Source organism: Rhizobium sp. WYCCWR 11146 (genome assembly GCF_013591995.1).
In the GTDB taxonomy this organism is placed as follows: Bacteria; Pseudomonadota; Alphaproteobacteria; order Rhizobiales; family Rhizobiaceae; genus Rhizobium; species Rhizobium indicum.
This window is the reverse complement of the sequence record NZ_JACCEY010000022.1, coordinates 272,240-285,630: the sequence shown is the minus strand read 5'-3', so window position 1 is coordinate 285,630 and position 13,391 is coordinate 272,240. Positions and strand designations below refer to the sequence as shown.

Genomic DNA, 13,391 nt, shown 5'->3' with positions numbered 1-13,391 from the left:
ATGACGGAATTGAAAGGGGCTTTGATCGGTTGCGGCTTCTTTGCGATCAACCAGATGCATGCCTGGAACGACGTTCGGGGCGCCGGCATCGTCGCGATCTGCGATCGCGATCCGGAGCGGCTGAAGATCGTCGGCGATCAGTTCGGCATCGATCGTCGCTACGGCGATGCCGAGGCTTTGTTCGCCGATGGCGGTTTTGATTTCGTCGACATTGCCACAACGGTCCAAAGCCATCGCTTTCTCGTCGAAATGGCGGCTCGGAACAAGGTGCCGGCCATCTGCCAGAAGCCGTTCGCCAAGACCTTGTCGGACGCGAAGGCCATGGTCGAGGCGTGTCGCAATGCCGGCATACCGCTGATGGTGCACGAGAACTTTCGCTGGCAGACGCCGATCCAGGCGGTGCGGAAGGCGCTCGAGGAGGATGGCATCGGCACGCCCTTCTGGGGGCGCTTCTCCTTCCGTTCGGCCTACGACGTATTTTCCGGCCAGCCCTATCTGGCCGAGGGCGAGCGGTTCATCATTGAAGACCTCGGCATCCATACGCTCGACATCGCCCGCTATATCCTAGGCGACGTTCGCTCGCTCACGGCCCGCACCAAGCGGGTCAATCCCGGAATCAAGGGCGAGGATGTCGCGACCATTCTGCTCGATCATGAAAACGGCGCCACATCGGTCGTCGACGTCAGCTACGCCACCAGGCTTTCCAGGGAGCCATTCCCCGAGACCTTGATCGAGCTCGACGGTTCTGAGGGCACGATCCGTCTGACCCAGGGTTACCGCCTGGAAATCACCAACGCCAGGGGCACCATCACCACGGACGTGTCGCCGAAGCTGCTGTCATGGGCCTCGCGGCCCTGGCACAACATCCAGGAGAGCGTCTACGCGATCCAGCAGCATTGGGTCGATCAGTTGGAGCGCGGCGCCGAACACTCGACGTCAGGGGCCGACAATCTGAAAACTTTTGCGCTCGTCGAGGCTGCCTATGACAGTGCGGCCAGAGGACAGACGATCGACGTCGGAGCCATGCTGCGATGACGATCGATGCGTTCCAGCTCTACGGCACTCGCTTCGCCGAAACGCCGCCCGTTCGGCTGAGAGCCGGAAAATTGGAAGCCGATCTCACCAACGGCAACCTCCGCACCATCCGCTACGATGGGACCGAGGTGCTGCGAGCGATTTCATACCTCGTTCGCGACCGGGACTGGGGCACCTACAACCCTGAAATTGTTGATCTCCGGATCGAGCAGAGTGACGATCGTTTCGCGGTCGCCTATCGGGCCAGCTGCGAGGGACCGGATGATACCAAACTCATCATCGATGTTCGCATCACCGGATATGCGGACCGGCTCGACTTCGAGGCCGAAGCCGTCGCCGCAACCGGCTTCGAGACCAATCGCTGCGGCTTCTGTATCCTGCATCCGATCGTCGGCGTGGCGGGTTCACTCGCGACGGTCGAGCATGTCGGCGGGCAGATCGTGGCGACACGGTTTCCCGATGTCATCGAGCCCTGGCAGCCGTTCAAGGACATGCGCGCCATCACCCATACGGTCATGCCTGATGTTCAGGCGGAATGCCGGATGGAGGGCGACACCTTTGAAATGGAAGATCAAAGGAACTGGTCGGACGCATCCTATAAGACCTATGTCAGGCCGCTCGCCCTGCCCTGGCCCTACCAGATTGCCGCCAATCAGCCTGTCCGGCAGAAAACGTCGCTTGTTATCAGGGATATCGGCGGCTCGACACGGCATTCTCCTGGGGTGTCAGGCGGCGCCATAAAACTTGAACTTGGGTCCTGCACCGGCACCATGCCTGATATCGGCGTGATCATTACACCCGAAGAGGCCGATGCGAGCCTCTCGGCAAAGTCCGTCCTGACGGAGATCGCTCCCCAGGAACTCCTCTTCCATTTCGATCCCGATGCCGGGCACGGCGTCGAGGCGTTCAGGCGGTTTGCTGCGATCGCCACACTCCATCGCGGCCGCTCGACGCTGGAGATCGCCCTTCCCTGCAAATCGGTCCCGGCGAGCGAGACCTCCGAGATTGCCCGCCAGATGCAGCTCGCGGAATTCAGGCCCGATGCGATCATGATATCGCCATCCGTCGACCGGCAATCGACGCCGCCCGGCAGCAAATGGCCGGAATGCCCGCCGCTGGATGAAGTCTATACCGCCGCCCGCGCCGCCTTTCCCGGCATTCGCATCGGCGGCGGCATGCTGAGCTATTTCACCGAACTCAACCGGAAGCGCGTCCCGGATGGGCAGCTCGACTTCGTCAGCCACTGCACCAATCCGATCGTGCACGCCGCCGACGATCTCAGCGTCATGCAGACATTGGAAGCGCTGCCCTTCATCACGCGGTCGGTGCGTGCGATCTACGGCGACAAACCCTACCGGATCGGCCCGTCGACGATCCCGATGCGGCAGAACCCCTATGGCAGCCGCACGATGGACAATCCGGTGGGCGCACGCATCCCGATGGCCAATCGTGACCCGCGCCATAATGGACGCTTCGGACAGGCCTTCGCGTTCGGTTATGCAATACGAGTGCTGGATGCCGATCTGGAATGCCTGACGTTATCAGCCTTGACCGGTCCGTTCGGCCTGATCGCTGGTCCGGGGGAACCGATCGAACCGGGCAGGCGTCGTCCGCTGTTCGATACCGTGCGGACACTGTGTCAATTGGCTGGTGCAACCTGGCGGGAATGCGTCTCCTCCTCTCCCTCCGAGGTCCTGTCTTTCGTTGCAAGGGATACTACAGGCGCCAGGCTTTACGTCGTCAATCTGACGAGCGAAAAACGAAAGGTCGATTGCGGCGCATGCGGGCCGACCGGGAAGGACTCAAGCGGGGATCTGCTGCTTGACCCATTGGCTGTCGCCGTCTTGCCGCTGGAACACCACGCGCTGGCGGATTGACCTCCAGCAGAGCAGCTGCATCTATGCGATCGGAACTCGCTCTTGGGAGGATCGATGTGAAGACGAAGAAGCTTATCAATTCAGGCGCAGATGCCGTCGATGAGATGCTGCAGGGGATCCTGGCGGCGCATCCACGCCATCTCTACGCGGTAGAAGACATGCCCCGCGCGATCATTGCCAGAAACGGACCACGGCGGGGCAAGGTCGGGCTGGTCATCGGTGGTGGATCCGGGCACGAACCGACATTTCTGGGGTTTGTCGGCAAGGGGCTGGCGGACGCGGCCGCAATCGGCAACGTCTTCGCCTCGCCGCCGCCCGATCCGATTGTCGCCTGCGCCATGGCGGTCGACGGTGGCGTCGGTGTCCTGTTCATGTATGGCAACTATGCCGGCGACGTGATGAACTTCGACATGGCCGCCGAAATGCTGGCGCTTGACGAGATCGAGGTGCGCACCGTCCTCACCACGGATGATGTGGCGTCCGCCCCTGCCGATCAGCGAGACAGGCGGCGGGGCGTGGCGGGCAACGTCTTCATCTTCAAGGCCGCCGGCGCGGCCTGCGATCTTCTCTATTCGTTTGACGATGTCGAGCGCGCGGCCCGCCATGCCAATGCGCGAACCTACACGATGGGTGTGGCGCTCTCGCCCTGTTCGCTGCCCCAGACCCTCCGGCCAAACTTCCTGATCGGCGAAGGGGAGATGGAGATCGGAATGGGCATCCATGGGGAGCCTGGCGTGGCTCGCGAACCTCTGAGGCCGGCCGACGCGGTGACCGACGAACTCATGGACAGCATTCTTAGCGAAATGAAAGCAGACCGGGGCGATCGTGTCGCCGTGCTCGTCAATTCGCTGGGTTCGACGCCGATGATGGAACTCTACATCATGATGCGGCGCGTGAAGTCCCGGCTCGACGATGCCGGGCTCGTCATCCATACATCGCTTGTCGGAAACTACTGCACCTCTCTCGAAATGGCAGGCGCGTCGATCACGATCATGCATCTCGACGACGAGCTTCAGCGATTGATCGACCACCCCTGTGATTGCGCGATGTTTGCGAGGTAATCGATGACGTTTACGACCGAAGACCTGCAGCGCATGTTTGCCGGGATTGCCGAGGATATTGCGGCAGAGAGCGACCATCTCTGCGCGTTGGACGGCGCCATCGGCGATGGAGATCATGGCCTTGCCATGGATGCAGGCTGCCAGGCCGCGGCGAAAGCGGTCGGCGAGCTCGACGCCGGGATTGCCCCAACAACCGCATTCAACGTCGCGGCTAAGGCATTCCTGAATGCGGTCGGCGCTTCGTCCGGCCCGCTCTACGCCACGGCCTTCATGCGCGCCGGAGCAGCCGCCAAAGACAAGCAGACATTGAGCGATGACGATTTCCTGCGTGTCTTTGCGGCAATGGCACAGGGAATCCAGGAACGCGGAAAGGCCGAGCCTGGTGAAAAGACGATGGTTGACGCCTGGAGGCCCGCGGCTGACGCAGCACTCGCTGCCCGGCAGTCAGGAAAGCCCCTCTCCCAATGCTTCGAGGCGGCCGAGCGGGCAGCGCGCACGGGCTGCGAAGCGACCAGTAGCATGACGGCGGCCAAGGGACGGGCTTCGCGATTGGGGGACCGTGTGATCGGGCACATCGATCCCGGCTCCGCCTCGGCCGTCATCATCATCGCCGCGATGGCCAAATTTGCTCAGCACCACGATGGTTAGCTCATCATACCAGTTGACATGTCAATGACTATCTGCAACAAGGGGCCCGGCTTTACAAGAGGAGGACGGTAATGCTGACCCTTTCTGCGAAATTGAAGACCGCGAGCATCGTTGCGATCGCCGTGGCGTCACTATCGGCCACGCCGGTTCTTGCTGAAGACATCACGCTCTGGACCCTCAACTTCGACAACAATGCCGCCAATACGGCCCTGAAGAAGGTGGCGACGGACTTCGAAGCGGCAAACCCCGGGACGCATGTCGAGATCGTTCAGCGCGCCGTCGACGAGCACAAGACCGCCTTGCGTGTCGCTGCTGGCTCCGACAAGGGACCCGATATTTATTTCAGCTGGGCCGGCCTCGGTCTCGGTGGTGAGTATGTGAAGGCCGGTCTGTCCCTGCCCCTCGACAAATACTATGCCGAGTATAAGTGGAACGACGAATTGCTGCCCTCGGCAGCGGCTTTTGCCGACCTCTATCCCGGCGGCAAACACGGCGTCCCCTTCACCTTCAAGGGTGAGGCCGTCTATTACAACAAGAAGCTTTTCGAACAGGCCGGCATCAAGGAAGAGCCCAAGACCTACGAGGAATTCCTTGCCGCGGCCGATAAGCTGAAGGCTGCCGGCATCCCTGCCTTCACCTTCGGCGGCACGGTCAACTGGCACGTCATGCGCCTCATGGACGTCATCCTTGAAACGAAGTGCGGTGCTGAGAAACACGATGCACTGAAGGCGATGACGCTGGACTGGACCAAGGAACCCTGTGCGACGGAATCCTTCGCGGAGTTTGCGAAGTGGACGAAGGACTATACGCTGCAGCCGTTCATGGGCATCGACAACAAACAGTCCTATAGCCTCTTCACCGCAGGCCGTGCGGCGATGATGCTCGAAGGCGACTGGCTGGTCAGCCAGCTTAACGGCTCCGGGGCCAATCTCGACGACTACGGCATTTTCCCCTTCCCGACCAACACCGATCGTCTCTACGGTTTCGCCGAGTACAATTACATCAGCACCAAGAGCAAGAGCCCTGACGTAGCGGCGAAGTTCCTCGACTACTTCCTCTCGACGAAAGTCCAGCAGGACCTGCTCGGCCAGCTGAGTTCGACCTCCGTCAACAAGAACGTACAATATGCCAACCAGAAGCCGCTTGAGGCGGAATGGCTGGGGATCTTCCAGAAATACGGCAAAGTGTACATGAACGGCGACCAGGCGTTCCCGCTCGACGTCACGACGGAGTACTTCCGGGTCATCAACGATGTTGCTTCCGGCAACACCGAGCCGGCCGATGCCGCCAAGCAACTGCAGAGCTTCATCGCAAGCCGAACCTGATTCCTCCCGAGGTGCCAGTCGATCGACCCAGCTGTCGATCGACCGGCACATTCTTTCATCAGCTGGCAGCCGCTTCACTGCCAGGAGGAAAGCATGTCACTTCGACAATCGACACATGATCCGCGCGTACAAGCGCTCATCCTGCTCGTGCCAGCACTCGCGATTTACGCGGTCTTCGCGCTCTACCCGATGCTCAACGTCGTGATCCTGAGCTTTCAGAAATGGAACGGGCTCGATCCCAATCGACAATTCGTGGGGATTGCGAACTACCAGGCGATTTTCACAAGAGATCCTGTGTTCTGGGTTGCCTTTCGCAACACGGTGATCTGGACCTTGATGAGCCTGATCTTCCCGCCGATGGTCGGACTGCTGCTGGCGCTCAGCCTCAACCAGAAGATATTCGGCCGAAATGGCCTCAGGGCCATCTTCTATCTGCCTGTCATCATCGCGCCGATCGCGGTGGCCACCATGTGGAAGTGGATGTACGATCCGTTCTTCGGCCTTTTCAGCCAGTTGCTCACCTCGTGGGGCATGCAAGGCTGGATCAACGACTGGCTGGGCAACCGGGATATCGCCCTTTATTCGGTCTTCGTCGCCTATCTCTGGCAGACGGTTGGCTTCTCGATGGTCCTGTTCCTGGCGGGCCTGCAGAACGTCTCCCAGACACTCGTCGAGGCCGCCCGCATCGATGGCGCCGGCCGCTGGGCGGTGTTCAAGCATGTGACATTGCCGGCCTTGCGCCCGACGATCACGATCGTTCTCGTTCTTTCCGTCATCTCCTCCCTGAAGGCCTTCGACATCGTCTATGGCCTGACCGGCGGCGGGCCGGCGCAGTCCACCCAGATGCTGGCGCTCTGGGCATTCACGCAGGCGATGCAGATCTTCGATTTCGGACGAGGTGCGGCGATTTCGGTCGTGCTGCTGCTGATCACCATGGCCGTCGTCATTCCCTATCTCAAATGGACCCAGAAGCACGAGGAGGTTGAATCGTGACAGCAGTACCGACCGACCAGACCGCAGTGCATCTGCAGGTCGAACCATCGTCGATGAAGCGGGATCCGATTCTGATCGGCCTCTGGATCACGCTTGTCATCGTGGCGCTCGTCTGGGTCGCGCCATTCGTCTTCATCGTCTTCACCTCCTTGAAGACGCCGGCGGCGGTGACGGGTACGGGCGCCTTCGTGCCGCCAACCGAGCTCGCTTTCGAAAACTACAGCGCCGCATGGAGCCGCGGCAACTTCGCAAACTCCTTCTTCAACAGCGTCATCATCACCGTCATCAAGGTGCCGCTCGGGCTGTTCATTTCGGCGATGGCCGCCTATGCCCTGGCCAAGATCAAGCTGAAGATCACCAAGGCCCTGCTGCTGCTCGTCGTGTTCGGCACGATGATCCCCTTCCAGGTGATGCTTGCGCCGCTCTTTACCCTGGTGAATTCACTCGGCCTGATCGACACCTACCCCGGCGTCATCCTTCCCTACATCGCCTTCGGCGTTCCCTATCAGGTTTTCATCCTGCACGGCTTCTTCAAGAGCATTCCCAAGGAGCTGTCGGAAGCAGCACTGATCGACGGTGCAAGCCACTTCATCATCTTCAGACGGATCTTTCTGCCGGTGTGCCTGCCCGTGCTCGCCGCACTGCTCATCCTCGACTTCGTCTCCACCTGGAACGAATTCGCCATGGCGCTGGTGCTGCTCCAGGATCAGCACATGTGGACCTTGCCGCTCGGCCTGATGTCGTTTCAGGGGCAGTTCTCGAGCAATTACGGCCAGCTCAATGCGGCCATCGTGATGACCGTCCTGCCGGCAACGATCGTCTATCTCATCTTCCAGCGTTACTTCGTCTCTGGCCTCACCTCTGGCGCCGTCAAAGGCTAGGGCCACGAAAAGCATTTCACGAGGAGAATATTCTATGTCTGATGCAACAGTCGAAAAATGGGGCGTGTTCGAGGCCTCCTTTGATGGACCCTCCGGCGGCAATCCCTATCTCGACGTGGCATTCGATGCCGTGTTCACCCACAAGAGCCGCGAAGTCCGCGTGCCGGGCTTCTATGACGGCAACGGAGCCTACCGTATCCGCTTCATGCCGGACATCGAAGGCGAATGGTCGTTTCTGACCCGTTCCAAGACTGCTGCACTCGACGGCAAGACCGGCGCATTGACCGCGACCGAGCCTTCGGCCGGCAATCACGGCCCGGTGCGCGTGCGCAACAAATTCCACTTCGCCTATGCGGACGGCACCCCGTTCCTATCCTTCGGAACGACCTGCTACGCCTGGACGCACCAGCCGCTCGACATGCAGAAGCAGACCCTCGAAACCCTCAAGAAGGCCCGCTTCAACAAGATGCGGATGGGCGTGTTTCCGAAGTATTATCCCTACAACGTCAACGAGCCGCTGCACGCCTCCTTCGAACGCGGAGCGGACGGAAAGGAAGACTTCGATCGTCCGAACCCCGCCTCGTTCCAGCACTTCGAGAAGCAGGTCGCAGCGCTCTGCCAGCTGGGGATCGAAGCCGATATCATCATCTTCCACCCCTATGACCGGTGGGGTTATGCCGACATGTCGGCCGAACAGGATTTTCGCTATGTCGAATATCTGGCCGCTCGTCTCGCCGCCTACCGGAACGTCTGGTGGTCGCTTGCCAATGAATATGATTTTCTCATCGATACGAAGCCGATGGAGCAGTGGGATCGCTACTTCCACATCTTGGAAGAGAACGACCCCTACCAGCACCTGCGCTCCATCCATAATGGCGACGTGACGGCGAATTTCGATCATCGCAAGCCGTGGGTAACGCACACCTGCATTCAAAACCCTGACGTCAAGCGGACACAGGAATGGCGCGATGCCTACGGCAAGCCTGTCGTCAACGACGAGCCGGAATATGAGGGCGACATCCTGCAGTCATGGGGCAATCTCAATGCGCAGGAGCTCGTGCATCGCTTCTGGATTACGATGGCGCGCGGCGGCTATGCCGGGCATGGCGAAACCTATTCTCATCCCGAGGATCTGATCTGGTGGGCCAAAGGCGGGGAACTGCGCGGCGAAGCGTGGAAGCGCATCGCCTTCCTCCGCGACCTCCTGGAAGCCGATGTCAAGCACGGCCTCGAGCCGCTGGGCATCATCGGCGAATGGCCCTGGTCCCGCGTGTCGGGCGCGCGCGACGGCGACGGCGATTTCCGCCTGATCTATTTCGGCGAGCATCAGCCGGTGATCTGGTCCACGGGTCTGCCCGTGGACGGTGACGATTATGATGTCGATCTCATCGACACCTGGGAGATGACGATCACGCCGGTGGAGAAGGTGGCGGCTCCCGTTCCGCATCCGACGCGCCATGGCTCGGTCGTGCGCGGCGGCAAGCCGGACGCGGCCTTCGGCGTGAAAATTCCGCGCAAGCCGTACCAGGCGCTGCGCGTGCGCAGGAAGCGCTAGAAGATGACAAGGGGTACGAAATGTCTGGCTTGAGCATCAGAAACGTCAAGAAATCCTTCGGCACTGTCGATATCATTCATGGTGTCGACGTCGAGATCGCCGACGGTGAATTCACCATTCTCGTCGGCCCCTCCGGCTGCGGCAAGTCGACATTGCTGCGCATGATTGCCGGGCTCGAGGATATCACCGCCGGTCAAATCAGCATTGACGGCCGGGTCGTGAACAATCTGCAGCCGAAGGATCGCGATATCGCGATGGTCTTCCAGAACTATGCGTTGTACCCGCAGATGACGGTCTCCCAGAACATGGGATTTGCGCTCGAGCTCGCCGGTGCCAAGCGGCCGGAAATAGAACAGAAGGTCGGTGAGGCTGCGGCAATTCTCGGATTGCAGCCGCTTCTCGATCGAAAGCCGGCTCAGCTGTCGGGCGGACAGCGACAGCGCGTCGCCATGGGCCGGGCCATCGTTCGCGATCCGAAAGTCTTTCTCTTCGACGAGCCGCTCTCCAATCTGGATGCGAAACTGCGCGTGAAGATGAGAGCGGAGATCAAGGCTCTGCACCAGCGCCTGAAGACCACGATCGTTTACGTCACCCACGACCAGATCGAGGCCATGACCATGGCTGACAAGATCGTCGTGCTCCACGGCGGTCGCGTCGAACAGATCGGCAGTCCGCTCGAGCTCTACGACCGACCGCGCAATATGTTTGTCGCCGGCTTCCTCGGTTCCCCCGCGATGAACTTTCTCGAGGGAACTCTTGAGGGCGCAGGCAAGCCGGCATTGTCGCTGCCGGGTGGGTCACGCGTAGCGCTTTCGCGGGCTCCAGCCAATTCCACCAACAGACCGCTCACGCTGGGTATCCGTCCCGAAGACATCACTTTCGGTGGCGAAAACGGTGTGGATGCCGTGGTCAAGGTGGTCGAACCCACGGGATCCGAAACCCATGTCGCCGTGGAACTCGAAGGCAGGGAGCTGACATGGGTCGTTCGCGAACGTGTCGAGCTGGTGCCGGAACAGCCGGTAAAGCTTTCTTTCGAAACGGCCAAGGTTCACTTCTTCGATCGGCAGACGCAGCAACGCCTGAACGCCTGAACAAGGCGCGTCAGCAGGTCCGTCGAACGCGGAACCGGAATTTGACGGCATGGAGTTCTTGATGATTCCTCGTCTTCGGAGCGAATTGGAGACTTGTAATCTCTGATCTCGCCGATAGGCTGTTCGTCCAAGATGAGGTAGCCAAGACATGCACATTCGAAGAGCCGTCTCCGCCGACGCGGAGGAGCTGAGCAGTCTTTTGAATGAAATCATCCTTGCCGGCGGAACCACCGCACTCGAGACGCCGCTTTCGGCTGCCGAGTTCGCGGACTGGTTCATCGACGGCGAGTTTCCTCTTACCTGCCATGTTGCAGAGCACGATCAGTCGCTCGTCGGCTTTCAATCGCTCAGCTTATACGGCGATCCGCCGAAAGGCTTCGCCGACATCGCGACCTTTGCCCGCATGAACCTGAGGAGCCGAGGCGCCGGCAGCGCTCTCTTCCCCGCAACCCGAGCCGCGGCGGAAGAGCTCGGGCTCGAATTCATCAATGCCACCATTCGCGCCGACAATGTCAGCGGCCTTGGCTATTACGCAAAGTTGGGCTTCGAGACCTATGACCGGCTGGTCCAGGTTCCGCTTCAGGATGGAACGCCCGTCGACAGGATCAAGAAGCGTTTCAGAGTGGACGCCAGGCACCACACGATACTCGACGCCTGAAACCTGTTCGATGGCGCTGCGGGAGCGCTGGGCATCCAAGGACCGGACCGGACCGGTTCAGCCTTGCCCAGCGTCGCCTGTTTGCAAGGGACCGACAAGCCGATGCGGCCTCTTTGCAGCTACACTTTGATGTGCGGCGACGAAGTTGAATTTTACAGCCTGCGGAATATTAACCTCATGAAGTAACAACGTAGTTTTCCATAACGGAAGAGAAGTGACAATTAGCTTCCGTCACGAGTTCCTTCCCCGTGAGTCAACCGTTCGGGGTAGAGATGGGTTTGGAGCCGCAAGGACGTAAAAAAGAAACGGATCAAAGCCATGCCGGGAGATTTGCCCATGCCGACTGCGATGTTCACGGCCGACGAACTGGCGGTGATCCGCCGCGCTTACGCCCATCAGGTGGCGGCAACCGCCGCAACGACGAACCCGCGGATTGAAGCTGCCTTTGCCACCGTCCCGCGCGAAAAATTTCTCGGTGCTCCACCATGGCAGATCGCCAATCTGGGCGGCGGGTATCGCCCCCTCACCTCCTCCGACTTGGTTCTGGCCTATCAGGACGTGCTATTCGCGCTGCAGTCCGAGAAGGGTGTCAACAATGGTAGTCCCTCGCTGCATGCCCGACTCCTGGCGGAGCTGGACATACAAATCGGCGATCGCATAACCCATATCGGTGCCGGCACCGGCTATTACAGCGCCATTCTTTCGGAGCTTGTCGGCGCTTCCGGTCATGTCTACGCCGTCGAGATGGATCCCGATCTGGCTGCCCAAGCTCAAACAGCGCTTGCCGATCGGGCCAATGTCAGCGTCATTAACGCCGACGGCAGCCAATGGCCGCAGCAACAGGTGGATGCGGTCTATGTGAATTTTGCCGTCGCGCGGCCCGCGGAACCCTGGATCGAAAGGCTTCGGCCTGGAGGGCGCCTGGTGCTGCCACTCGGCGTACCGCGCCAGGACCGACCGCCGAAGGGCGGCCGTCATGCATCCCATGGCGCTGCACTTCGGATTGAGCGCGGCGAGAGTGGATTTGCGGCGCGTTGGATCGGCACAGCCTATTTCGTCTGCGCCAATGGTGGATTGTCGATCGACGACAACGAGATCGAGGCGCTGACAGCCGCATTCAGGCGCGGCGGCATCGAGTTCGTCAAAAGCCTGCTCTGGAAAACGGAACCGCGGATAGGACGCTGCTGGTATATCGGCGATCAATGGGCGCTCTGCTATGATGACGTCTGAACCATCCGCGCCGCGAAAGTCGACTGTCTGACGTCCGCGAGGAACGAGAGCGATGTGGCGCAGCTCGCCAAAGAGCTCGATGTTCTCGGCGCCATCCTGCCTTTCGATCGACGCGATCAGCTCGCCGCACTTTCTTAAGCATGCGTGGCAACGCGCTCAAAAGCCGGCTCGGAACTTGGCCATCTCAAAGACCCTTGCAAGCTCGCCACCTGCGCCCTGCCCTCTCCGACCCCGGAAAGTCTGCTGCTGAATTTTTGCCGGCCTTCATCTTTGATGATCGGACCAAGGGCGTCAAGGATCCGAGCGACGGCCACGCCGGCGGAGGTCGAGACGGGATTGAGCGCCGACGGCTTGTTGCAATCTGCGGTCCGCATGTGCGGGATACGGTGCGCCGACAGCAGACCTGCTGTTTCCGCGACGCCGACGCGATCCGACCAGGGCATTTGACACATCCTCCTGGAAGGCGCCGCTCAGACCGGTGGCAAAGATCAGCAAACGGCCGCGGCCACACCATAGCTGATCGGCAGTGCCTTGGCTCATGCTCGCCAGCGATCCCATGAAACAAGCACTCATCGCTCACTGCTGAAGGCGGCGCCGCCGTCGCGGCACAAATTGGCGACACAGATAACCAGTCGCCGGCCCCGGATACCCCGATGTCGGCACATCTCGCCAGGACCGGATCGACACGAATGGAAAAGGAGGAATCGTTGCCCGTCCGGCGGCGATTGCCAGAATGACAAAAGCCCGGCGCGGGAGAGGTGCGCCGGGCTTCGATAGTGACCGACAGCCTGGGAGGAGGAGGGCTGTCCATCGGACCGAAGCGGCTCGGAGGGGTTAAGCGCTTCGGTCTGTCACGAGGTAGTGTTGCGATGCGACGAATTCAAGCCTGGTGGCTGCGCGGATGTCGCAGACGAAGTGCCAGACAAATGCAGCCTCACTCGCACGCGATCAGGGCTAGAGCCTTTCCGGGTTAGATTGAAGCATTCTGCCGGAGCAGGTTTTCGTCAGGGCAGAGGCGATTGGCGAAGGGCATACCC

General features: G+C 60.5%; 11 protein-coding genes. All 11 read left to right on the top strand.

The features are described from left to right. Window positions 1-1,035, top strand: a complete 1,035-nt coding sequence (locus tag HX899_RS17375; RefSeq protein ID WP_181292934.1) for a Gfo/Idh/MocA family protein — start codon at window positions 1-3, stop codon at window positions 1,033-1,035. Continuing rightward, window positions 1,032-2,912, top strand: coding sequence for a hypothetical protein (locus tag HX899_RS17370; RefSeq protein WP_181292933.1), 1,881 nt, complete (start codon window positions 1,032-1,034; stop codon window positions 2,910-2,912). The genes HX899_RS17375 and HX899_RS17370 overlap by 4 nt, the downstream gene beginning before the upstream one ends. Before the next feature lie 56 nt (window positions 2,913-2,968). Continuing rightward, on the top strand, window positions 2,969-3,973 hold the full coding sequence (locus HX899_RS17365) for a dihydroxyacetone kinase subunit DhaK (protein WP_181292932.1): 1,005 nt from the start codon (window positions 2,969-2,971) through the stop codon (window positions 3,971-3,973). A gap of 3 nt (window positions 3,974-3,976) precedes the next feature. Further along, window positions 3,977-4,621 (top strand): dihydroxyacetone kinase subunit DhaL, encoded by a 645-nt coding sequence (gene dhaL, locus HX899_RS17360; protein ID WP_181292931.1) that lies wholly within the window; start codon window positions 3,977-3,979, stop codon window positions 4,619-4,621. A gap of 71 nt (window positions 4,622-4,692) precedes the next feature. Further along, window positions 4,693-5,946: an ABC transporter substrate-binding protein gene (locus HX899_RS17355; RefSeq protein WP_130728166.1), complete on the top strand. Its 1,254-nt coding sequence runs from the start codon at window positions 4,693-4,695 to the stop codon at window positions 5,944-5,946. Window positions 5,947-6,039: 93 nt separating this feature from the next. Next, window positions 6,040-6,939 carry a carbohydrate ABC transporter permease gene (locus tag HX899_RS17350; protein ID WP_011649152.1) on the top strand — a complete coding sequence of 300 codons (900 nt, stop codon included), beginning with the start codon at window positions 6,040-6,042 and terminating at the stop codon, window positions 6,937-6,939. Then, window positions 6,936-7,820 (top strand): carbohydrate ABC transporter permease, encoded by an 885-nt coding sequence (locus HX899_RS17345; RefSeq protein WP_181292930.1) that lies wholly within the window; start codon window positions 6,936-6,938, stop codon window positions 7,818-7,820. Before HX899_RS17350 ends, HX899_RS17345 begins: the two co-directional genes overlap by 4 nt. 34 nt (window positions 7,821-7,854) lie before the next feature. Further along, the gene (locus HX899_RS17340) at window positions 7,855-9,375 is read left to right on the top strand and encodes a DUF5060 domain-containing protein (protein WP_181292929.1); all 1,521 of its coding nucleotides are present in this window, start codon (window positions 7,855-7,857) and stop codon (window positions 9,373-9,375) included. A 20-nt stretch (window positions 9,376-9,395) separates the two neighbouring features. Continuing rightward, window positions 9,396-10,466, top strand: a complete 1,071-nt coding sequence (locus HX899_RS17335; protein WP_181292928.1) for an ABC transporter ATP-binding protein — start codon at window positions 9,396-9,398, stop codon at window positions 10,464-10,466. 148 nt (window positions 10,467-10,614) lie between these two features. Beyond that, window positions 10,615-11,124 carry a GNAT family N-acetyltransferase gene (locus HX899_RS17330; protein WP_181292927.1) on the top strand — a complete coding sequence of 170 codons (510 nt, stop codon included), beginning with the start codon at window positions 10,615-10,617 and terminating at the stop codon, window positions 11,122-11,124. A 318-nt stretch (window positions 11,125-11,442) separates the two neighbouring features. Then, window positions 11,443-12,354: a protein-L-isoaspartate O-methyltransferase gene (locus HX899_RS17325; protein ID WP_181292926.1), complete on the top strand. Its 912-nt coding sequence runs from the start codon at window positions 11,443-11,445 to the stop codon at window positions 12,352-12,354. Window positions 12,355-13,391: the final 1,037 nt, after the last annotated feature.